The following is a 22719-nucleotide window of genomic DNA, read 5'->3' on the forward strand; positions in this document are numbered from 1 at the left end:
CGCCACTTGAGGAGCGACACCACCCATGTCCTGGCTGTCCAGGCTCAGCCTCGCACAACGGGCCCTGACAGGTCTGATGTCGATCATCGCGCTGCTCTTCGGCGCGATAGCGATCCCGCAGCTCAAGCAGCAGCTGCTCCCCTCCATCGAACTGCCCATGGTGTCCGTCCTCGCGCCCTACCCCGGCGCCTCGCCCGACGTGGTCGAGAAGCAGGTCGTGGAGCCGCTGGAGAAGTCCATCGACGCGGTCGAGGGCATCACGGGCATCACCGCCACCGCCAGCGAGGGCAACGCCGTCCTCATGGCCCAGTTCGACTTCGGCTCGGCCGACTCCCAGCAGCTGGTCGCCGACATCCAGCAGGCCGTCAACCGCTCCCGCGCGATGCTCCCGGACGACGTCGACCCGCAGGTCGTCGCCGGTTCCACCGACGACATCCCGACCGTGGTCCTCGCCGTCACCTCCGACAAGGACCAGCAGGCCCTCGCCGGACAGCTGGAGCGGACCGTCGTCCCCTCCCTCGAATCGGTCGACGGCGTCGGCCAGGTCTCCGTGGACGGCGTCCGCGAACTCCAGGTCACCGTCACCCCCGACGACGCCGACCTCGCCAAAGCGGGCCTGAGCAGCGCCGACCTCGTCCAGGCCCTCCAGGCCGCCGGGGCGACCATGCCGGCCGGCTCCTTCGACGAGAAGGGCGAGAACCGCACCGTCCAGGTCGGCGGCGGCTTCACCTCCGTGAAGCAGATCGAAGAGCTCCGCATCGCCCCCGCCGCCGGCGGCCAGGGCGCCCAGGCGGGTCCCGGCGGCGGGGACCAGGCACCCGTCCCCGTCCGCCTCGCCTCGGTCGCGAAGGTCGCCCAGCAGCAGGCCACGCCGACCTCGCTGACCCGCACCAACGGTCAGCCCAGCCTCGCCGTCGTCGTCACCATGGACCGCGACGGCAGCGCCGTCGCCATCTCCGACGCCGTCCAGGAGAAGCTGCCCGAGCTCCGCGCCGACCTCGGCGGCTCCTCGGAGCTGACCGTCGTCAGCGACCAGGGCCCGGCCGTCGCCAAGTCCATCGAGGGGCTCACCACCGAGGGCGCCCTCGGCCTGGTCTTCGCCGTCGTGATCATCCTGATCTTCCTCGCCTCGGTCCGCTCCACGCTGGTCACCGCGGTCTCCATCCCGCTCTCCGTGGTGCTCGCGCTGATCGTGCTGTGGACCCGCGACCTGTCGCTCAACATGCTGACGCTGGGCGCGCTCACCATCGCCATCGGCCGCGTCGTCGACGACTCGATCGTGGTCCTGGAGAACATCAAGCGGCACCTCGGCTACGGCGAGGAGCGCAGGGAGGCGATCCTCACCGCCGTCAAGGAGGTCGCCGGAGCGGTCACCTCCGCGACGCTCACCACCGTTGCCGTCTTCCTGCCGATCGGCCTGGTCGGCGGCATGGTCGGCGAGCTGTTCGGCTCCTTCTCGCTCACCGTCACCGCCGCGCTGCTCGCCTCGCTGCTGGTCTCGCTGACCGTGGTCCCGGTCCTCTCGTTCTGGTTCCTGCGCGCCCCCAAGGGCACCCCGGAGGACGCCGAGGCGGCCCGCGCCGCGGCCGAGGAGAAGGAGGCGAAGAGCCGCCTCCAGCGCCTCTACGTACCGATCCTGAAGTTCGCCACCCGGCGCCGCCTCACCAGCCTCGCCATCGCCGTCGCGGTCCTGCTGGGCACCTTCGGCATGGCGCCGCTGCTGAAGACCAACTTCTTCGACCAGGGCGAGCAGGAGGTCCTCTCCGTCAAGCAGGAGCTGGCCCCCGGCACCAGCCTCGCCGCGACCGACGAGGCCGCGCAGAAGGTCGAGGCGCTGCTGAAGAAGACCGACGGCGTCGAGGACTACCAGGTCACCATCGGCTCCTCCGGCTTCATGGCCGCCTTCGGCGGCGGTACCGACACCAACCAGGCGTCGTACCAGATCAAGCTGGCGGACTCGGCCTCCTCCGAGACCGTGCAGAACGCCCTCGACAAGGGCCTCGCGGTCCTGGACGGCATCGGCGACACCCGTGTGTCGGCCGGTGACGGCTTCGCCGGCCAGGATCTCAGCGTCGTGGTCAAGGCCTCCGAGGCCGACGTCCTCGCCAAGGCCGCCGAGCAGGTGCGCAAGGAGGTCGCGGAGCTGGACGACGTCACCGACGTCCAGAGCGACCTCTCCCAGAGCGTCCCGCGGATCTCGGTGCGCGCCGACGAGAAGGCCGCCGCGGCCGGATTCACCGACGCGAGCCTCGGCCAGGCCGTCGCCCAGTCGGTCCGCGGCACCACCGCCGGCCAGGTCGCCCTGGACGACGCCGAGCGGGACATCGTGGTGAAGTCCGCGAAGCCCGCCGAGACCCTCGCCGAACTGCGGGCGCTGCCCCTCGGCCCGGTGAAGCTCGGTCAGATCGCCGATGTGGAACTGGTCGACGGCCCGGTCTCGATGACCCGGATCGACGGCTCCCGGGCCGCCACCGTGACCGCCCGGCCCACCGCCGACAACACCGGCGCGGTCACCGCCGCGCTCCAGACGAAGATCGACGCGCTGGACCTCCCGGAGGGCGCCACCGCCACCATCGGCGGCGTCTCCGCCGACCAGGACGAGGCGTTCGGCCAGCTGGGCCTGGCGATGCTGGCCGCCATCGCGATCGTCTTCATGCTCCTGGTCGCCACCTTCCGCTCCCTGGTCCAGCCGCTGATCCTGCTGGTCTCCATCCCGTTCGCGGCGACGGGCGCGGTCGGTCTGCTCATCGCAACCGGCACCCCCATGGGCGTCCCGGCGATGATCGGCATGCTGATGCTCATCGGCATCGTGGTCACCAACGCGATCGTGCTGATCGACCTGATCAACCAGTACCGCGACAAGGGGTACGGCATCATCGAGGCCGTCATCGAGGGCGGCCGCCACCGCTTCCGCCCCATCCTCATGACGGCCCTGGCGACGATCTTCGCCCTGGTCCCGATGGCCCTCGGCGTCACCGGCGAAGGCGGCTTCATCGCCCAGCCCCTGGCCGTGGTGGTCATCGGCGGCCTGATCACCTCCACGGTCCTCACCCTGGTCCTGGTCCCGACCCTGTACGCCATGGTCGAGCTCCGCAAGGAACGCCGGGCCGCCAAGAAGGCCGCGGACCGCGCCGGCAAGGCAGGCGTCCCCGAGCAGTCCGAGGCCCCGGCCGAGGAGCAAACCCCGGAATCCGCCACATCCTGACCCGTCCCGCACACCGTCCCGAGGGCGTCCCCGCACAGGGGGCGCCCTCGGGCGCGTCCTCCCTGGCCTTCCAGCCCAGGCACCGGCTCGGTCTCAGCCCGGCCGGCATTTGAGGCCGATCAGTGACCGCAACGGTCAGGGCGGCGGCACCAGAACGACGCCCCCCCTGGCCCGGCGCAAGCCGGAGCCCCTCTCACCCATGAGGCAAGGGGGGCTCCGGCAAACCAGGAACCAGGCGCGCCTACGGCAACGCGAGCATCCGCTCCAGCGCCAGCTTGGCGAAGTCCTCGGTCTCCTTGTCCACCTCGATGCGGTTGACCAGGGTCCCCTCGGCCAGCGACTCCAGGGTCCAGACCAGGTGCGGCAGGTCGATCCGGTTCATGGTCGAGCAGAAGCAGACCGTGCGGTCGAGGAAGACGATCTCCTTGTCCTCCTCGGCGAACCGGTTGGCCAGCCGCTGGACCAGGTTCAGCTCGGTCCCGATCGCCCACTTGGAACCGCGCGGAGCCGCCTCCAGGGCCTTGATGATGTACTCCGTCGAACCGACCAGGTCGGCGGCGGCCACCACCTCGTGCTTGCACTCGGGGTGTACCAGGACGTTGACCCCGGGGACCCGGGCGCGTACGTCCTCGACCGACTCCAGCGAGAACCGGCCGTGCACCGAGCAGTGGCCGCGCCACAGGATCATCCGCGCGTCCCGCAGCTGCTCGGCGGTGAGGCCGCCGTTCGGCTTGTGCGGGTTGTAGACGACGCAGTCCTCCAGGGACATGCCCAGGTCGCGGACGGCGGTGTTGCGCCCGAGGTGCTGGTCGGGCAGGAAGAGGATCTTGGTGGTGGCCGGGTCCTGGCCCTGCTCGAAGGCCCACTCCAGCGCCCGCTTGGCGTTGGAGGAGGTGCAGATGGTGCCGCCGTGCTTGCCGGTGAACGCCTTGATGTCCGCCGAGGAGTTCATGTACGCGACCGGGACCACCTGGTCCGCGACGCCCGCCTCGCTCAGCACGTCCCAGCACTCGGCGACCTGCTCGGCCGTGGCCATGTCGGCCATCGAGCAGCCCGCCGCCAGGTCGGGGAGGACCACCTTCTGCTCGTCGGAGGTGAGGATGTCCGCCGACTCGGCCATGAAGTGCACGCCGCAGAAGACGATGTACTCCGCCTCGGGCCGCGCGGCGGCGTCCCGGGCGAGCTTGAAGGAGTCACCCGTGACGTCGGCGAACTGGATGACCTCGTCGCGCTGGTAGTGGTGACCGAGGACGAAGACCTTGTCCCCGAGCTTCTCCTTGGCCGCGCGGGCGCGCGCCACCAGGTCGGGGTCGGACGGGGAGGGCAGGTCCCCGGGGCAGTCGACGCCGCGCTCGCTCGCGGGGTCGGCCTCACGGCCGAGCAGCAGCAGAGCGAGGGGCGTCGGCTGCACGTCGAGGTCCGTGCGGGGCTGGGCGGTGGTCACGTCACGCACCCTTTCTGTTCTGCAGACGAGCCTTTTCGTCTAATTGACGTTATCTATCATAACCGCATAATGTCACTTTGACGATGCCGCTCGCGTCACTGTGACGCATCCCCCGCCTCCCGGGCCCCTGCCCCGTGTCGCGGGCCCGGCCCGTGTGCGAGCATGAAGAGACCGGCCGGACCCCCGCCGTGGCCGGGCGCACCGAGCCCGCACGGCACGCGCCGGAAAACAAACAGGCCGGAGACGGAATGTTCCGGCCTCACCGGCAGTTGCCCATAGTCGGCAAGCAGTCCGTACAACCCGGGAGCGATGTAGATGTCCGTTCAGGACGAGAAGACCACCGTGAGCGACGGCATTCTCCTGTCCGACGCCGCCGCGGCCAAGGTCAAGGCCCTGCTCGACCAGGAAGGTCGTGAGGACCTGGCGCTGCGTGTGGCGGTTCAGCCCGGTGGGTGCTCCGGCCTTCGCTACCAGCTTTTCTTCGACGAGCGGTCGCTCGACGGGGATGTCGTCAAGGACTTCGGCGGGGTCAAGGTCGTGACCGACCGGATGAGCGCTCCGTACCTCGGCGGGGCCTCCATCGACTTCGTCGACACCATCGAGAAGCAGGGGTTCACCATCGACAACCCCAACGCCACGGGCTCCTGCGCCTGCGGTGACTCCTTCAGCTGAGCGAAGCGCTTCGCCGGCAAGCGGTGCCCCACTTCGGTGGGGCACCGTTTTTTGTCGGCCTCACGCGCCGGCCGGGCTGGATGTGGCCTCAAGCGCCGGCCGGGCTGGGTGTGGCCTCAAGCGCCGGCCGGGCTGGGTGTGGCTGAGGTGGGGGCTGGTCAGAAGGCCAGGATGGTCATGGTGGCGGCGTAGATGAGGACCAGGAGAGCGCCGTCGAAGCCGAGGCGGAACCAGCCGCGCTCCTGGCGGAAGAGGAGGCCGGCGAGGACGACGGTGGTCATGACCAGGGCGGCGCTGGTCAGGAAGAGTTCGTCGTTCCCGGCCGCGTGGTAGAGGGAGCCGTCGCGGTAGGCGATGTCGCCCACCGCGAGGTTGAGGACGTCGAGGGAGTTGCCACCGATGATCGCGGCGAAGGCGAGGGTGATGGCGCCCCGGCGGACGGCGGCGACCGAGGTGACCGCCTCCGGGAGGGCGTTGATGACGCCGAGGATGCCCGCGCCGACGAAACCGGCGCGCAGGGTGGTCGCCGACAGGATGCCCTCGGCGGCCCGGGTGACGGCCCACCCGGCGACCACCACGGTCCCGGCGATGAGAGTGAACTCGCCCCACAGCCGCGGCGTCGACCGCCGCGCGAACGCCCCGTCGCTCCGCGGCACGTCCCAGACGGTCTCCCGGGTGCCCACCGCCCGCCACATCGGCTCGGTGTTCTTGTGGATCAGGTGCAGACCGCCCAGGTAGAAGAGGATCAGCAGGGGCGAGGCGGGGTGCACCCCGGCCACCGTCACCTCGGGGCTGAACGAGGCCATCAGCGCCAGCCCCAGCAGGCCGATCAGCAGGCAGCCGAAGAAGAGGTTCTGCAGCGAGGCGGCGGCGTGCTCCAGGTTGACCCTGCGGTAGAAGGCGTCGGCCGCGACCACCGCCAGGGTCTGCGCCGCGATACCGCCCACCGCGTTGCTGTACGCCAGTTCCGGCTCGGCGTCGGCCGCGCTCACCGCCGTCATCACGATGCCGGAGAGCGAGGTCACCAGGCCGAACAGCACCGCCCCGAAGAGCGCCTCCCCCCAGCCCGTACGGTCGGCCAGCACGTCCCCGAGCCCCGCCAGCCGCACACTGCACACCACGGTCAGGGCACCGGCCAGGCACACCACGGCGACGCTCCAGCCCAGTGGCCACTGCCCGGCCAGCATGTCCGGCACCCTCGCCCCGTCCCGCCCGCATGATCGACGCCCGCTTCCTCACTGGCTGCCCGGCGCCGGGCGGGCGGTACACCGAAGGGGCGAGGGTTCACCGGTGCGGCCTAAGGGGCCCCATGGCACCACACGACGCGGGGCGGTCCGGAGGTGTCGTACCCCCGGACCGCCCCGCGTGGCGCCCGCTCCCGGCGATCTCCCCTAGTCGCGCGGGACCGTCGAGCCGTCCTCGCTGACGACCTTGCGGTCGCCGAGCGGCTTGTCCAGGGTCACCTTCGCCGTGAGCTGCTTGGCGATCTTCACGCAGGCCTTGCCGGGCTCCTGCGGCTCGCCGGTGATCCGGACCGTGACGCTGCCGTCCTTCTCCTCGGCCTCGGCCGTGTACTTCTCGCAGACCCCGCCCCAGAAGCGGACGGTCAGCTCCCGGCCGTCCGCGCGGTACGACTCGGCCTCGGTGAGCTTCCGGTCCTCGTCAGGGGTGCCGCCGGGCTTCGTGCCGGGCTTCTCCGGTGTCGGCGCCGGGGCCAGGTACTCGGGGTCGACCGCCGGGCGGGTCACCGTGAACGACCGGTCGTGGCCTTCGGGCCGTACCTCGAAGAGCCACGACGGCACCAGCGCCTGGCGCCCGGAGACGAACTGCGCGGAGAGGCCGAAGACCGCGCCGCGCACCGCCACCGGCTTGCGCTCCGGCTCCTTGGCGCCCGGCGCGCACGGGTCCTCGGGCGGCGTCGAGCCGTCGGCGGACTCGGCGCCCTCCAGCGGTGCCGGGCCGGCGCAGCCGCCGATGCCGACCTTGCCGTCGCCCTTCGAGGCGCCGTTGAGCTGGTCGAGTGCCTTCTTGGCGGTCAGCACCGGGTAGGTGTCGCCCTTCACCGGCTCGGAGAGCTGCCCGCTGCCGCCGATGAGGGAGCCGTCGGGCGCCACGCGCACGCCGGTGTTCCAGCCGTACGTCGGCAGGCCGTCCACCACCGGCTGGGCGTTGACCACCCGCACGCCGCCCGAGACCTGGTCCGCGTCGAGCTTGGCGTCGTCCTGGCCGAGCGCCTTCAGCACCGGCGCGGCCGCGCTCTTGGCCGCCTTCTCGCCCACCGGGTCGGAACCCTCGGCGCCGTCCGGGGCGTTGGCGCACATCTTGCCCTTCGGGCAGTCGTCGCCGCCCGCCGGGGCGTGGCCCTGGAAGCTCCAGGTGCCCGGCGCCTTCTTGTTGACCCGCAGCAGCGGGCCCTGCCCGTCCTTGGCCGTACCGACCAGCCAGCTCCCCGCCTCGGCGCGCGGCTCTCCCGGCACGCCGAGCGCCTTCGCCAGCTTCGCCACGTCCGCCTTGCGCGGTCCTGCCTCGAACTGGTGGACGGCGGCCGACCCCGGGCCCTCGGGCAGCTTCACCTGCGCCCGGTAGACACCGCCGCCCGGGTCCGGCTCACCGGGGGCCACGCCCCGGGTGTGGCCGTCCAGCTCCAGCGGGGGAGGGGTGCCGTCGCTCGCGCCCGCGCCGGCCCGCTGCCCGCCGTCCGTCGCATCGCCCGAGGCGGCCGCGGTCACCAGGTACGCGCCTCCGCCGCCGACGATCAGGACGGCTGCCGCCACCGAGGCAACGGCCATCGGGGAACGCCGCCTGGGCCGTTCCTGCTCCTGGTCGGATCGCTCGGTGCTCACCGCATCGCTCCTTCGTCTGGACTGTCCTCACGGCCTGCCCGGGGGAGGGCCGGCCGTCACCGGTGTCCCCTCGATGGGGGACGCCGGTGGGACGGAACGGAAGCGGAGCTGGTTCCCGGGAGCCCGAAGCCCCCGGTGCGGGAGGGGGCGTTCCCTAGTCGCCGTACTCCGACATGCCGTCGATCAGGCGGACCGAGGCGGGGGCGACGCGTACGCCGTGGATGGAGGACGGGAGGACGCTCCCACGGGGACGGCCGTGCGGGACGGGCCAGTCCTTGGACATGCGGGCGCAGTCGCCACGCAGTACTTCGAAACCGTGGTCCAGTTCGAGAGGGCCGGCGTCCTTGACGCTCTGCTTCGACATGTTCGCACCGTAGGCACGTCTTCCCCGGCGAGGAAAGCCCTACTATCGGGTAGTTTCGCCGATTCGCGTCGCCTTGGGCGCGGGACGGGCCAGCGGATAGCGTGAAACCGACCGAATCTCCGAGTCACCCGCCCGGGCGCCCGCCGCCCCCACCCCTCGCAGGGAGCAGACCCGCCGTGCGTATCGCTGTCACCGGCTCCATCGCCACCGACCACCTGATGACCTTCCCCGGCCGCTTCGCGGACCAGCTCGTCGCCGACCAGCTCCACACGGTCTCGCTCTCCTTCCTCGTCGACCAGCTCGACGTCCGGCGCGGCGGGGTCGCGGCCAACATCTGCTTCGGCATGGGCCAGCTCGGCACCGCCCCCGTCCTGGTCGGCGCCGCCGGCTCCGACTTCGACGAGTACCGGGCCTGGCTCGACCGGCACGGCGTCGACACCGGCTCGGTCCGCATCTCCGAGGTGCTGCACACCGCGCGCTTCGTCTGCACCACCGACGCCGACCACAACCAGATCGGCTCCTTCTACACCGGCGCCATGAGCGAGGCCCGCCTCATCGAGCTCCAGGCCGTCGCCGAGCGGGTCGGCGGCCTCGACCTCGTCCTCATCGGCGCCGACGACCCCGAGGCGATGCTCCGCCACACCGAGGAGTGCCGCAGCCGGAACATCCCGTTCGCCGCCGACTTCTCCCAGCAGATCGCGCGGATGGACGGCGAGGAGATCCGCACCCTGCTCGACGGCGCCACCTACCTCTTCTCCAACGAGTACGAGAAGGGCCTCATCGAGTCGAAGACCGGCTGGAGCGACGAGGAGATCCTCGGCCGCGTCGGCCACCGCGTCACCACCCTCGGCTCCCGGGGCGTACGCATCGAGCGCGCCGGCGCGGACCCGGTCGAGGTCGGCGTGCCCGAGGAGGACACCAAGGCCGACCCGACCGGTGTCGGCGACGCCTTCCGCGCCGGTTTCCTCTCGGGCCTGTCGTGGGGCGTCTCCCTGGAGCGCGCCGCCCAGGTCGGCTGCATGCTCGCCACCCTGGTCATCGAGACCGTCGGCACCCAGGAGTACGCCCTCGGCCGGGTCCCCTTCATGGACCGCTTCACCAAGGCGTACGGCCACGAGGCCGCCGCCGAGGTCCAGGCCCACCTGGCCTGAGCCGCTCGGGCCGGGCGGCCCGCGCCGCCGCCCGGCCCCGCCTCAGACCAGCCGCCGCACCCGGTAGGCGGTGCCCCGCCCGGCCGACTCCTCGCCGACGTACTCCTGCTCGCGCATCCGGCACCAGGCCGGGATGTCCAGCCGGGCCGCCTCGTCGTCGCTCAGCACCGTCACCGTGCCGCCGACCGGGACCCGCTCGATGACCTTGGCCAGCTCGATCACCGGGATCGGGCAGCGGCGGCCCAGCGCGTCGACCACCAGCTCCTCGGCGGTGGCCGCCGGTTCGGCGCCGGGCGCGCCCAGCCGGGCCCGCACGGCGCGGACCGCCTCGGGGAGCGCCGTGAGGAAGTGGTCCACGTCGGTCGCGGGCGTCCCGTGCGGCAGTGACACCCGGACGTTGCCCTCGCTCAGCACGCCCATCGCCCGCAGCACATGGCTGGGCGTCAGCGTCGAGGAGGTGCAGGACGAACCGGACGAGACGGCGAACCCGGCCCGGTCCAGCTCGTGCAGGAGCGCCTCGCCGTCGACGTAGAGGCAGGAGAAGGTGACCAGGTGCGGCAGCCGGTGCACCGGGTCGCCGACCACCTCCACGTCCCCGACCAGCTCCGGCAGCCGCAGCCGGATCCGGTCCACCAGCTCCCGCAGTCGCACCCCTTCAGCCTCCGCCTCGGCGCGTACCGCCCGCAGCGAGGCAGCCGCCGCGACCACCGCCGGGAGGTTGCCGAATCCCGGGGCGCGGCCCGACTCCCGCTCGTCCGCCGGGCCCTGCGGCGCGAACCGCACCCCCTTGCGCACCGCCAGCAGCCCCACCCCGGGCGGCCCGCCCCACTTGTGGGCGCTGCCCGTCAGCAGGGACCACGGGCCCGCCACCGGGCCCCACGGCAGCGACTGCGCGGCGTCCACCAGCAGCGGCACCGTGGCCGCCCGGCACGCCTCGGCCACCTCCTCGACCGGCTGGACGGTGCCCACCTCGTGGTTGGCCGACTGGAGGCAGGCGAGGGCGGTGTCGGCGCGCAGGGCGGCGGCGAACGCCTGGGCGGGGACCCGGCCGGTGCTCTCCACGCCGACCCGGCCGGCCTCGCCGCCCGCCGCCTCGAAGGTCTCGGCCGCGTGCAGCACCGAGGAGTGCTCGACCTCGGAGACGACCAGGTGGCGGCCGATCCGGCGGCGCCCGGCCAGGGCGCCCGCGATGCCGGCGTGAACCGCCTGCGTCCCCGAAGGAGTGAAAACCAGCTCGTCCGGGCGGCAGCCCACCGACTCGGCCGCGCTCTCCCGGGCGGCGTCCAGCAGCATCCGGGCGCGTCGCCCCTCCCGGTAGAGGCGGGCCGGGTCGGCCCAGCCCTCGTCGAGGGAGGCCAGGAGCGCCTGGCGAGCCGTCGGATGCAGGGGGGCGGCCGACGCCGCGTCGAAGTAGGGCACGCGGCCACGCTAACCCCGAGGGGTCGGCTCGCCGCCTTGGGCCACGAGGGGGTGGGATCGCCGCCTTGGGCGACGAGGGGCGGGCGGGGGCTGCTCGGGTGACGTTGCGGGGCTCCGCTCCCGGAATGGCCTCGGGCGCCGGCCGGGCTGTATCGGGGTTCTGCTGGGGTCCCCCCTCGGCTCGTGGCCTCAAGCGCCGGCCGGGCTTGGTTTGGGTTCTGCCGGGATTGCCCCCTCGGCTCGGGGGCGTGAGGTGGGGTGGCCTCAAGCGCCGGCCGGGCTGGGATTGGCTCGACCGGGCTCGGACGACGGCCGGGCCCGAGGCGGCCTTCCGCAGGCCGGGTAGTGCCCGCGCGCAGACCGGGTGGCGCCGGCGTGCGGGCCGCGTGGTGCCCGCGCGTACGCGCGAGCCGAGTGATGCTCACGCGCGCACGCGCGGACCAAACGGAGGTGCTGCCGGGTGGGGGGTGGGCGGAAGGGGCGTCAGATGAGGGGAAAGCGGCGGGATTCCGCCCGGATTCCACCCCTTCGGGGTGCGGCCCGGCGCGTTGGGCACCCTCCCCGCGCGACCCCAAATTGAGTCCAGTAGGGTTTGGTCCGCATAAACATCCAATCCCCTGCCCGCCGCAGGGCCGGCGACCGACCAGCGTGGAGGCCGCACCCGACCGCGCGGGCGAGACTCTCGGGAAGGCGCTACGTGAGTCCCAACGGCTCCGACCGCTCGTCGCGGCGCCCGATGCGGCGGAAGCTGCCGCAGGTGCTGACTGCGGGCCTGATCCTTGCAACCGCCACCGGTTGCACATACGAGGACTTCCCCCGTCTTGGTATGCCCACTCCGGTGACCGAAGAGGCACCGATCATCCTCTCCCTCTGGCAGGGCTCCTGGGCGGCGGCGCTCGTCACGGGTGTCCTCGTCTGGGCGTTGATCATCTGGGCCTGCTTCGCCTACCGGCGGACCCGCACCAAGATCGAGGTACCTCCGCAGACCCGGTACAACATGCCCCTCGAGGCGCTGTACACCGTGGTCCCCGTCCTCATCGTCTCGGTGTTCTTCTTCTTCACCGCCCGCGACGAGTCGAAGCTCCTCCAGCTCTCCGACGAGCCCGCCCACACCGTGAACGTGGTCGGCTTCCAGTGGAGCTGGGCCTTCAACTACGTCGAGGACGTGGACGGCGACGCCTCCACCGGTGACGCGAAGAAGGACAAGGACCTCCGGGCCATCCCGGACCGCTTCAAGGTCGCGTTCCCCGAGGGAGCCGAGGGCGTCCACGCCGTCGGTACCCCCGGCGAGCGCAACCCGCAGAACGGCAACCCGGGCCCGACCCTGTGGCTCCCCAAGGGCGAGAAGGTCCGCTTCGTGCTGACCTCGCGGGACGTCATCCACTCGTTCTGGGTGGTTCCGTTCCTGATGAAGCAGGACGTCATCCCCGGCCACACCAACTCCTTCGAGGTGACCCCCAGCAAGGAGGGCACCTTCAAGGGCAAGTGCGCCGAGCTCTGCGGCGTAGACCACTCCCGCATGCTCTTCAACGTGAAGGTCGTCTCCCCCGAGCGCTACCAGCAGCACCTGGAAGAGCTCCGGGAGAAGGGCCAGACCGGGTACGTCCCGGCCGGCATTGAGCAGACGGACCCGGCCAGGAACTCGGAGAAGAACCAACTGTGAGCATCCTCAACGAACCCCAGGGTGACGCCGCAGCTGACGACTCGTACGAGAACGAGCTGCCGGTTCGCCGCAAGCAGCCGGGCAACGTCGTCGTGAAGTGGCTGACCACCACCGATCACAAGACGATCGGCACGCTGTACCTGGTCAGCTCGTTCGCCTTCTTCTGCATCGGTGGCCTGATGGCCCTGGTGATGCGCGCCGAGCTGGCCAGGCCCGGTACGCAGCTGATCTCGAACGAGCAGTTCAACCAGGCGTTCACGATGCACGGCACGATCATGCTGCTGATGTTCGCGACGCCCCTCTTCAACGGTTTCGCGAACTGGATCATGCCGCTCCAGATCGGTGCGCCCGACGTGGCGTTCCCGCGGCTGAACATGTTCGCCTACTGGCTGTACCTCTTCGGCTCGCTGATCGCGGTGGCCGGCTTCCTCACCCCGCAGGGTGCGGCCGACTTCGGCTGGTTCGCCTACTCCCCGCTGTCGGACGCGGTCCGCTCGCCGGGCGTCGGCGCCGACATGTGGATCATGGGCCTGGCCCTCTCCGGCTTCGGCACGATCCTCGGCTCGGTCAACTTCATCACCACGATCATCTGCATGCGCGCCCCCGGCATGACGATGTTCCGCATGCCGATCTTCACCTGGAACGTCCTGCTCACCGGTGTCCTGGTGCTGCTGGCCTTCCCCGTCCTGGCCGCCGCGCTGTTCGCCCTGGAGGCGGACCGCAAGTTCGGGGCACAGGTCTTCAGTCCGGAGAACGGCGGAGCACTGCTCTGGCAGCACCTCTTCTGGTTCTTCGGGCATCCAGAGGTGTACATCATCGCCCTGCCGTTCTTCGGCATCGTCTCCGAGATCATCCCGGTGTTCTCGCGGAAGCCGATCTTCGGCTACATGGGTCTGGTCGGCGCGACCATCGCGATCGCCGGTCTGTCTGTGACGGTGTGGGCGCACCACATGTACGTCACCGGCGGCGTGCTGCTGCCGTTCTTCTCCTTCATGACCTTCCTGATCGCGGTACCGACCGGTGTGAAGTTCTTCAACTGGATCGGCACCATGTGGAAGGGCTCCTTGTCCTTCGAGAACCCGATGCTGTGGTCGGTCGGCTTCCTGGTCACCTTCCTCTTCGGTGGCCTGACCGGCGTCATCCTGGCCTCCCCGCCGCTGGACTTCCACGTCTCGGACTCGTACTTCGTCGTCGCCCACTTCCACTACGTCGTCTTCGGCACCGTGGTCTTCGCGATGTTCGCCGGATTCCACTTCTGGTGGCCGAAGTTCACCGGCAAGATGCTCGACGAGCGACTCGGCAAGATCACCTTCTGGACGCTGTTCATCGGCTTCCACGGCACCTTCCTGGTCCAGCACTGGCTGGGCGCCGAGGGCATGCCCCGCCGGTACCCGGACTACCTGGCCGCCGACGGCTTCACCGCCCTGAACACGGTCTCGACGATCAGCTCGTTCCTGCTCGGCCTGTCGCTGCTGCCGTTCTTCTACAACGTCTGGAAGACCGCCAAGTACGGCAAGAAGGTCGAGGTCGACGACCCGTGGGGCTACGGCCGCTCGCTGGAGTGGGCGACCTCCTGCCCGCCGCCGCGGCACAACTTCCTCACGCTGCCGCGCATCCGCTCGGAATCCCCGGCGTTCGACCTGCACCACCCTGAGATCGCCACCATGGACCACCTTGAGGACCACGACCCGCAGCCCAAGGCCGTCGCGGGCACCAAGGAGGCAGGCAAGTGAAGATCCAGGGCAAGATGTTCATCTGGCTGAGCGCCTTCATCCTGCTCATCGCCGTGGTGTACGGCCTCTGGTCGCGGGAGCCCGTCGGTACGACGGCGCTCTTCCTCGCCTTCGGCCTCTCCATCATGATCGGCTTCTACCTGGCGTTCACCGCCCGGCGGGTCGACGCGATGGCCCAGGACGACAAGGAGGCGGAGGTCGCGGACGAGGCCGGCGAGGTGGGCTTCTTCAGCCCGCACAGCTGGCAGCCGCTCTCGCTGGGCATCGGCGGCTCCCTCGCCTTCCTGGGTGTCGTCTTCGACTGGTGGCTGCTGTTCTTCTCCGCCCCGATGCTGCTCATCGGCCTCTGGGGATGGATCTACGAGTACTACCGCGGCGAGAACCAGAACCAGTGACACCTCGCTGAACCCCGCCGCCTTGGCGGCCCGTCAGGCCCGGCCCTCCCTCGGAGGCGCCGGGCCTGACGGCGTTCGGGCACGGCACGGGGTCCGCGGCCCTCTCCACCGGCCCGCAGAGCCGCGGCCGCCTCCGCCCCGAACGGCTCAACCCACCGGGCCGAGCGCCGAATCCGTTCCTACGGTGTGGACATGAGCCACACTCCGCGAATCCGTACGGTTCTGAGCTGCACCGTGCTGGTGGTCGCCCTCGGGGCCGGGGCCACGGCATGCGGGAGTTCCGAGACCCACCCGCTCGCGGCCGCGCCGTACGACGCGGCCCAGGAGGTCACCGTCAGCGCGGGCGGCCGCACCAAGGCCGACCCGGACAAGCCCCTGGAGGTCACCTCCACGGGCAAGGGGCGGCTGACCGACGTGATCGCCGTGGACGCCTCGGGGCGCCGTGTCGCGGGCGAGCTCTCCGCCGACGGGACGCGCTGGCGCACCACGGGCCCGCTCGCCGCCGGAGCCCGCTACACCGTCACCGCCTCCACGGAGAACGGCGAGGGCGGCCCCGGACGGCGCACGACGACCTTCGACACGGCCGCGCAGGGCAAGGGCAAGGACGCCCGCCTCAAGGTCACCTTCGGCCCGGAGAAGGGCACCTACGGCGTCGGCCAGCCGATCGTCGCCGAGCTCAGCGCCCCCGTCGAGGACCGCAAGGCCCGCGCGATCGTCGAGAACTCGCTGAAGGTCACCTCCGAGCCGGCCGTCGAGAAGGGCGGCTGGTACTGGGTGGACAGCAAGACGCTGCACTACCGGCCCAAGGAGTACTGGCCCGCCGACGCCACCGTGACGGCCCGCAGCGAACTGGCGGGCGTCCGGGTCGCCGACAAGGTCCGCGGGGCCGCAGGCGCGCCCCTGACGATCCGCACGGGCAGCAAGATGGAGGCCGTCGTCGACGCCTCGGCCCACGTGATGACGGTGTTCAAGGACGGCGAGGAGCTCACCACCCTCCCGGTCACCACCGGCAAGCCCGGCTTCGCCACTCGCAACGGCGTCAAGGTGGTGCTCGGCAAGGAGTACTTCGTCCGGATGCGCGGCACCTCCGTCGGCATCGCCGCCGGCACCTCGGAGTCGTACGACCTGCCGGTGTACTACGCGACCCGGGTCACCTGGAGCGGCGAGTACGTGCACGCCGCGCCCTGGTCGGTCGGCTCGCACGGCGCGGCCAACGTCAGCCACGGCTGCGTCGGGATGAGCACCCGCAACGCCGCCTGGTTCTTCGAGACGATCCGCGAGGGCGACCTGGTCCGCGTGGTCAACAGCATCGGCGAGGAGATGGACCCGTTCGGCAACGGCTACGGCGACTGGAACGTCGACTGGGCCGACTGGAAGGCCGGCAGCGCCAACGCGCCCGAGGCGCCGCCCGGCAAGGCCCCCGGACCCGCCGACCGCCACGGCCCCGGGATCTGTGCGGGTGCCGGCCCCCCCTGGCGGGGGGGGGCGGCCGGTATTCGCGGGGCCGCCCCTCGCGGCGGCGGCGCACTGCCCGAAGCGAGGAAGATCACTCGTACGAGTGGCTCCGCGCCGGACGGGGTCAGGCCGAGACGGGCTTGCGGGGCCGCAGCAGGGCCGCCAGCGCCGCGGCGAACTCCACCGGCTCCACCGGCAGCGTCACGGCGGCGTCGGCCCGGCTCCAGGTGGCCAGCCAGGCGTCCTGCGGGCGCCCCATCAGCAGCAGCACCGGCGGGCACTGGAAGATCTCGTCCTTGAGCTGCCTGCACACGCCCATGCCCCCGGCCGGGGCGGTCTCACCGTCCAGCACGCAGGCGTCCACGCCGCCCTGCTCCAGTTCCTTGAGGACGGCCGGGAGCGTCGCGCACTCCACGAACCGCACGGGGGGGACGTCCGCCGCCGGCCTGCGGCCCGCCGCCAGCCGGACCTGCTCGCGGGTGGCGGAATTGTCGCTGTAGACCAGCACCGTGGCGGTCGCCTGCATGGTTCCTCCGTGACGTCGGTGTCTTCGGGCCCTGCGGTCTTGCCACCCCCGGCGGGCGCCGTGCCCGGGGGCGGTGGGGCCCGGGGCCCGCGAACCGCCGCCCGCGCTCCGTACGGGGCCGTGCCGGAGGCCGTGCGGCACCGGCCCGCCCCTGGGCCGCGCCGGGCTCGCCCGGGGGCCGCCCGACGGGCGGGGCCGATGCGCGGATGCTACTCCGTCCGACCCCTCGTCAACACCGGTGCGACGGGCCCGGCGATGGGCTGTTCGAGCTGGACAGGGAGGGCTGACACTCCGAACGGCACCCCCCGGAGTGAGGGCGGGATAAGGGACCGACATAATGTCGGTCGTGGCGACAGCAACGACAGTAGAAACAGGGCACGCGCACCCGACGGTCAATCGGCCGAACCTCACCAGTGTGGGCACCATCATCTGGTTGAGTTCCGAGCTGATGTTCTTCGCGGCCCTCTTCGCGATGTACTTCACCCTGCGATCGGTGACCGGGCCGGAGCACTGGAAGGAAATGGCGGACAGCCTGAACTTCCCGTTCTCGCTCACCAACACCTCCATCCTGGTGCTCTCCTCCGTGACCTGCCAGCTCGGCGTCTTCGCCGCCGAGCGCGGGGACGTGAAGAAGCTCCGGATGTGGTTCATCGTGACCTTCATCATGGGTGCGATCTTCATCGGCGGTCAGGTCCTTGAGTACACCGAGCTGGTCAAGCACGAGGGGCTCACCATCTCCTCGGACCCGTACGGCTCCGTGTTCTACCTGACCACCGGCTTCCACGGACTGCATGTGCTGGGCGGTTTGTTCGCCTTCCTTGCCGTCCTCGGCCGCACCTACGCGGCCAGGAGGTTCACCCACGAACAGGCCACGTCCGCCATCGTCGTGTCCTACTACTGGCACTTCGTCGATGTCGTCTGGATCGGCCTCTTCGCCACGATCTACATGATCAAGTAATTCGGTCTCGTACTTCGTACGAAGTCCACTGCCCAGAAGCATCGACGCAGAAGATCCTGACACCGGGGTAATCCGTGAAAAAGCTCTCCGCACGACGACGCCATCCGCTGGCGGCGTTCGTCGTCCTACTCCTCGCGCTGGCGGCCACCGGGGGGCTGTACACCGCGTTCGCACCCGCGGACAAGGCGCAGGCCGAAGAAACCGCCCAGTCCCTCGCCATCGAGGAGGGCAAGAAGCTCTACGCCGTCGGCTGCTCCAGCTGCCACGGCACCGGCGGTCAGGGCAGCTCTGACGGTCCGAGTCTGGTCGGCGTGGGATCGGCCGCGGTCGACTTCCAGGTCGGTACCGGCCGCATGCCGCTCCAGCAGCCCGGCGCCCAGGCACCGGACAAGCCGGCCGTCTACACCCAGGCCGAGATCGACCAGATGGCGGCCTACATCGCCTCGCTCGGTGCGGGCCCCACGACGCCGACCGCCAAGCAGTACAGCCCCGAGGGCGCCGACATCGCCAACGGCGGCACGCTGTTCCGCAACAACTGCGCCCAGTGCCACAACTTCACCGGCGAGGGCGGTGCGCTCACCAACGGCAAGTACGCGCCCGACCTCACGGACGTGGATCCCAAGCACATCTACGAGGCCATGCAGACCGGCCCGCAGAACATGCCGTCCTTCCCCGACACGGTCCTGCCCGAGCAGGAGAAGAAGGACGTCATCGCGTACCTCCAGACGGTCAACAGCGACGAGTCCGAGAACCCCGGTGGTCTGAAGCTGGGCGGTATCGGCCCGGTCGCCGAAGGACTCTTCGCGTGGATCTTCGGCCTCGGCACCCTGATCGCCGTGGCCATCTGGGTCGCCGCCCGGACCGCAAAGGCCAAGAAGTCATGAGCAGCCAAGAGAATCCCGAAGAGAACCTGCCGACGACGCAGGACCCCGAGCACGGCGCGGTGGCCGTGGCGGACGACCCGTTCGCCGACCCCGGCCTGCCCCCTCACGAGGCCCGCCAGCAGGACCTGGACGAGCGGACCGCCAAGCGGTCCGAGCGCACCGTGGCCCTGCTCTTCACGGTGTCGATGCTCGCGACTGTCGCGTTCATCGCGTGCTTCGTGATCTTCCCGGTCGAGAAGATCGTCCACATCTGGCCGATCGGCAAGGTCAGCGCCCTCAACATCTCCCTGGGTCTGACCCTGGCGGTGGCGCTCTTCTGCATCGGCGCGGGCGCCGTCCACTGGGCGCGCACCCTGATGTCGGACGTGGAGATCGCCGACGAACGGCACCCGATCGAGGCGGCCCCCGAGGTCAAGGCCAAGGTCCTGGCCGACTTCAAGCAGGGCGGCGAGGAGTCGGTGCTCGGCCGGCGCAAGCTCATCCGCAACACCATGTTCGGCGCGCTGGCCATGGTCCCGCTCTCCGGCATCGTCCTCCTGCGCGACCTCGGTCCGCTCCCGGAGGACAAGCTGCGCCACACCCTGTGGGGCAAGGGCAAGGCCCTGGTCAACATCAACACGGGTGAGCCGCTGCGTCCCGAGGACCTCGCGGTCGGCTCGCTGACCTTCGCCAAGCCCGAGGGCCTGGAGGAGCACGACCACGGCTTCATGAACGAGATCGCCAAGGCCGCCCTGATGATCGTCCGGCTCCAGCCGGAGGACATCAAGGACAAGCGCGAGCTCGACTGGTCGCACGAGGGCATCGTGGCCTTCTCCAAGATCTGCACGCACGTCGGCTGCCCCATCAGCCTCTACGAGCAGCAGACGCACCACGCGCTCTGCCCGTGCCACCAGTCCACCTTCGACCTCTCCGACGGTGCCCGGGTCATCTTCGGCCCCGCCGGACACGCCCTGCCGCAGTTGCGCATCGGCCTCAACGACGAGGGCTACCTGGAAGCCCTCGGCGACTTCGATGAGCCCGTCGGTCCTGCCTTCTGGGAGCGCGGATGAGTAACACGACCACAGCGCCGGCCAACGAGCAGGCGCGGGGCAAGGCCCCCGCGGGCGAGCGGGTGGCGGACTGGGCAGACGGCCGGCTGGGGATCTACTCCCTCGCCAAGGCCAACCTGCGCAAGATCTTCCCGGACCACTGGTCCTTCATGCTCGGTGAGATCTGCCTCTACAGCTTCATCATCATCATCCTCACGGGTGTGTACCTGACGCTGTTCTTCCACCCGTCGATGAACGAGGTGGAGTACCACGGCGTCTACGCGCCGATGCAGGGCGTGCTGATGTCCGAGGCGTACGCCTCGACGCTCGACATCAGCTTCGAGGTCCGCGGTGGTCTGCTCATCCGGCAGATCCACCACTGGGCCGCGCTGATCTTCCTCGCCGGCATGTTCGTGCACATGATGCGCGTCTTCTTCACGGGCGCCTTCCGCAAGCCGCGTGAGATCAACTGGCTGTTCGGCTTCCTGCTGTTCGTCCTCGGCATGTTCACCGGTTTCACCGGTTACTCGCTCCCGGACGACCTGCTGTCGGGCACCGGTGTGCGGTTCACCCAGGGCGCGGTCCTGTCGGTGCCGATCGTCGGCACGTACATCTCGATGTTCCTGTTCGGCGGCGAGTTCCCCGGCACGGACTTCGTGGCCAGGTTCTACTCGATCCACATCCTGCTGTTGCCGGGCATCATGCTCGGCCTCGTGGTGGCCCACCTGATCCTGGTCTTCTACCACAAGCACACGCAGTTCCCCGGCCCCGGCCGGAACAACAAGAACGTCGTGGGCATGCCGCTCATGCCGGTCTACATGGCGAAGGCGGGAGGCTTCTTCTTCCTCGTCTTCGGCGTCATCGCGGCCGTCGCGGCCATCGCCTCGATCAACCCGATCTGGACCATCGGCCCCTACCGGCCGGACATGGTCAGTACCGGTGCTCAGCCGGACTGGTACATGGGCTTCGCCGAAGGCCTCGTCCGAGTGATGCCTGGCTGGGAGATCAACCTGTGGGGCCACACCCTGGTCCTCGGTGTCTTCATCCCGCTGGTCGTCTTCGGCCTGGTGCTGGGCGCGATGGCGGTCTACCCGTTCATCGAGTCCTGGGTCACCGGCGACAAGCGCGAGCACCACATCCTGGACCGCCCGCGCAACGCCCCGACGCGTACCGCGCTCGGTGTCGCCTGGGTGACGATGTACATGATCACGCTGGTGGGTGGTGGAAACGACCTCGTGGCGACCCACTTCCACCTGTCGATCAACGCGATCACCTGGTTCGTCCGGATCGGCTTCTTCGTCGGACCGGTCATCGCCTTCATCGTCACCAAGCGGATCTGCCTGGGTCTGCAGCGCCGGGACGCCGAGAAGGTGCTGCACGGACGCGAGTCCGGCATCATCAAGCGGCTGCCGCACGGTGAGTTCATCGAGGTCCACGAGCCGCTCAGCCAGGAGCAGCTCCACACCCTCACCCAGCACGAGCAGTACAAGCCGGTCGAGATCGGCCCGACGGTCGACGAGAACGGCGTGGAGCGCAAGGTCAAGGGCGGCGAGAAGCTCCGGGCCAAGCTCTCCAAGGCCTACTTCGGCGAGGGGACCCAGATCCCCAAGCCGACGGCCGAGGAGTACAAGGAGATCCAGGAAGGCCACGGCCACCACTGATCCCCGCACCACCTTGATCGACTGATCGCCACGCCTGGGGCCCCGTCCGTTCGCGGACGGGGCCTCTGGGGCTCTCCGTGAAGTCCTGCCCGGCGCACCGAGACCACGCACCGGACACCGCGGAGACCGCACAGGACTTCACGGAGAGCCCCAGGCCGTTGTGCGCCTTGGTTAGGGTATGGACCATCCCGCCGGACGAGACGAACCAGGAGCGACCATGAGCGCTGCGCACCCCGCTGGAGGCGACACCACGGCGGTCCGTTCCTGGCCGGAGGTTCTCAACGGCCTGCTGGACGGCCGCGACCAGAGCGCCGACGCCACCGCCTGGGCGATGGACCGCATCATGCGCGGCGAGGCCACCGACGCCCAGATCGCCGGCTTCGCCGTCGCGCTGCGGGCCAAGGGCGAGACGGTTCAGGAGATCAGTGGCCTGGTCCGCGGCATGTACGCGCACGCCCGCACCATCGAGGTCCCCGGCGACAGCGTCGACATCGTCGGCACCGGCGGCGACGGCGCCCGTACGGTCAACATCTCCACCATGTCCTCCATCGTGGTCGCCGGTACGGGCGCCAAGGTCGTCAAGCACGGCAACCGGGCCGCCTCGTCGGCCTCGGGCGCCTCCGACGTCCTGGAGAAGCTCGGCGTCAACCTGGAGCTGTCGCCCGACCGGGTCGCCGAGGTCGCCGAGGAAGCCGGGATCACCTTCTGCTTCGCCGTCCGCTTCCACCCGGCGCTGCGGCATGTGGCCCCGGCCCGCAAGGAACTGGGCATCCGCACCGTCTTCAACTTCCTCGGCCCGCTCACCAACCCGGCCCGGGTACGCGCCCAGGCCACCGGCGTCGCCGACGCCCGGATGGCGCCGATCCTCGCCGGAGTCCTCGCCGAGCGCGGCTCCTCGGCGCTGGTCTTCCGGGGCGACGACGGGCTCGACGAGCTGACCACCACAGCGACCTCCCGGGTCTGGCTGGTGGGCGGCGGCGAGGTGCGCGAGGAGACCTTCGACCCGCGCGACGTCGGCATCGACCTGGTGCCGGTGGAGGCGCTGCGCGGCGCCGACGCCTCCTACAACGCCGACGTGGCCCGCAGACTCCTCGCCGGGGAGACCGGTCCCGTCCGCGACGCCGTCCTGCTCAACTCCGCCGCCGCGCTGGCGGCCCTGCGTCCCTCGGCCGCGCCGCTCACCGAGCGGATCGCCGACGGGATCCGGCTGGCGGCCGAGTCCCTCGACTCCGGCCGCGCCCAGGCGGCCCTGGAGCGCTGGGTGGCGGCCTCCCACGGCTGACGGCGCACTTCTCAACCCCGGCCTCGCGAGAGGCGG

At 70.7% G+C, this 22719-nt stretch carries 17 protein-coding genes and 1 pseudogene; 12 read left to right on the top strand and 6 right to left on the bottom strand.

Features of this window, described 5'->3' with window-relative positions:
* Nucleotides 1-25: 25 nt before the first annotated feature.
* On the top strand, nt 26-3205 hold the full coding sequence (locus ACFWMZ_RS10590) for an efflux RND transporter permease subunit (RefSeq protein ID WP_383200770.1): 3180 nt from the start codon (nt 26-28) through the stop codon (nt 3203-3205).
* Nucleotides 3206-3446: 241 nt separating this feature from the next.
* Here the strand turns inward: ACFWMZ_RS10590 and nadA are convergent, their stop codons facing one another.
* Nucleotides 3447-4649, bottom strand: a complete 1203-nt coding sequence (gene nadA, locus ACFWMZ_RS10595; RefSeq protein WP_383177880.1) for a quinolinate synthase NadA — start codon at nt 4647-4649, stop codon at nt 3447-3449.
* A 315-nt stretch (nt 4650-4964) separates the two neighbouring features.
* On the opposite strand from nadA, the gene ACFWMZ_RS10600 reads away from it, so the two are divergent.
* A complete protein-coding gene (locus ACFWMZ_RS10600; RefSeq protein ID WP_003947659.1) occupies nt 4965-5321 on the top strand; it encodes an iron-sulfur cluster assembly accessory protein in 357 nt (118 codons plus the stop codon).
* A gap of 158 nt (nt 5322-5479) precedes the next feature.
* Here the strand turns inward: ACFWMZ_RS10600 and ACFWMZ_RS10605 are convergent, their stop codons facing one another.
* The 3 genes from ACFWMZ_RS10605 to ACFWMZ_RS10615 form a co-directional block, all read right to left on the bottom strand.
* Nucleotides 5480-6508: a sodium:calcium antiporter gene (locus ACFWMZ_RS10605; RefSeq protein WP_383177883.1), complete on the bottom strand. Its 1029-nt coding sequence runs from the start codon at nt 6506-6508 to the stop codon at nt 5480-5482.
* Between the two features lie 204 nt (nt 6509-6712).
* Entirely contained in the window at nt 6713-8164 is a 1452-nt protein-coding gene (locus tag ACFWMZ_RS10610; protein ID WP_383200773.1) for a hypothetical protein, read from the bottom strand.
* A 154-nt stretch (nt 8165-8318) separates the two neighbouring features.
* Complete coding sequence (locus tag ACFWMZ_RS10615) at nt 8319-8528, bottom strand: hypothetical protein (protein WP_383177889.1); 210 nt, start codon at nt 8526-8528, stop codon at nt 8319-8321.
* 176 nt (nt 8529-8704) lie between these two features.
* Here ACFWMZ_RS10615 and ACFWMZ_RS10620 point away from each other — a divergent pair, with 176 nt between their 5' ends.
* Complete coding sequence (locus ACFWMZ_RS10620) at nt 8705-9679, top strand: carbohydrate kinase family protein (protein WP_383177891.1); 975 nt, start codon at nt 8705-8707, stop codon at nt 9677-9679.
* A gap of 42 nt (nt 9680-9721) precedes the next feature.
* On the opposite strand, the gene ACFWMZ_RS10625 is transcribed toward ACFWMZ_RS10620, so the two are convergent.
* Nucleotides 9722-11098 (bottom strand): cysteine desulfurase/sulfurtransferase TusA family protein, encoded by a 1377-nt coding sequence (locus ACFWMZ_RS10625; protein WP_383200775.1) that lies wholly within the window; start codon nt 11096-11098, stop codon nt 9722-9724.
* A 697-nt stretch (nt 11099-11795) separates the two neighbouring features.
* Between ACFWMZ_RS10625 and coxB the strand changes: the two genes are divergently transcribed.
* From coxB to ACFWMZ_RS10645, 4 genes and pseudogenes are all read left to right on the top strand, one after another.
* Entirely contained in the window at nt 11796-12761 is a 966-nt protein-coding gene (coxB, locus tag ACFWMZ_RS10630) for a cytochrome c oxidase subunit II (protein WP_383177897.1), read from the top strand.
* Entirely contained in the window at nt 12758-14494 is a 1737-nt protein-coding gene (gene ctaD / locus ACFWMZ_RS10635; RefSeq protein ID WP_383177900.1) for a cytochrome c oxidase subunit I, read from the top strand. Before coxB ends, ctaD begins: the two co-directional genes overlap by 4 nt.
* The gene (locus ACFWMZ_RS10640; protein WP_383177902.1) at nt 14491-14889 is read left to right on the top strand and encodes a cytochrome c oxidase subunit 4; all 399 of its coding nucleotides are present in this window, start codon (nt 14491-14493) and stop codon (nt 14887-14889) included. The genes ctaD and ACFWMZ_RS10640 overlap by 4 nt, the downstream gene beginning before the upstream one ends.
* Before the next feature lie 192 nt (nt 14890-15081).
* Nucleotides 15082-16341: pseudogene (locus tag ACFWMZ_RS10645) on the top strand (Ig-like domain-containing protein); the annotation flags it as partial.
* A 127-nt stretch (nt 16342-16468) separates the two neighbouring features.
* Here the strand turns inward: ACFWMZ_RS10645 and ACFWMZ_RS10650 are convergent.
* Nucleotides 16469-16870: a hypothetical protein gene (locus tag ACFWMZ_RS10650; protein ID WP_383177908.1), complete on the bottom strand. Its 402-nt coding sequence runs from the start codon at nt 16868-16870 to the stop codon at nt 16469-16471.
* Between the two features lie 337 nt (nt 16871-17207).
* Between ACFWMZ_RS10650 and ACFWMZ_RS10655 the strand changes: the two genes are divergently transcribed.
* The 5 genes from ACFWMZ_RS10655 (at nt 17208) to trpD (ending at nt 22683) form a co-directional block, all read left to right on the top strand.
* The gene (locus ACFWMZ_RS10655; RefSeq protein WP_023419811.1) at nt 17208-17828 is read left to right on the top strand and encodes a heme-copper oxidase subunit III; all 621 of its coding nucleotides are present in this window, start codon (nt 17208-17210) and stop codon (nt 17826-17828) included.
* A 74-nt stretch (nt 17829-17902) separates the two neighbouring features.
* The gene (locus tag ACFWMZ_RS10660) at nt 17903-18712 is read left to right on the top strand and encodes a c-type cytochrome (RefSeq protein WP_383177912.1); all 810 of its coding nucleotides are present in this window, start codon (nt 17903-17905) and stop codon (nt 18710-18712) included.
* Complete coding sequence (locus ACFWMZ_RS10665) at nt 18709-19761, top strand: Rieske 2Fe-2S domain-containing protein (protein WP_383177915.1); 1053 nt, start codon at nt 18709-18711, stop codon at nt 19759-19761. Before ACFWMZ_RS10660 ends, ACFWMZ_RS10665 begins: the two co-directional genes overlap by 4 nt.
* A complete protein-coding gene (locus ACFWMZ_RS10670; protein WP_383177918.1) occupies nt 19758-21401 on the top strand; it encodes a cytochrome bc complex cytochrome b subunit in 1644 nt (547 codons plus the stop codon). Before ACFWMZ_RS10665 ends, ACFWMZ_RS10670 begins: the two co-directional genes overlap by 4 nt.
* Nucleotides 21402-21618: 217 nt before the next feature.
* Nucleotides 21619-22683 carry an anthranilate phosphoribosyltransferase gene (gene trpD, locus ACFWMZ_RS10675; RefSeq protein ID WP_383177921.1) on the top strand — a complete coding sequence of 355 codons (1065 nt, stop codon included), beginning with the start codon at nt 21619-21621 and terminating at the stop codon, nt 22681-22683.
* Nucleotides 22684-22719: the final 36 nt, after the last annotated feature.

Source organism: Streptomyces sp. NPDC058373 (assembly GCF_042723275.1).
Classification (GTDB): Bacteria; Actinomycetota; Actinomycetes; order Streptomycetales; family Streptomycetaceae; genus Streptomyces.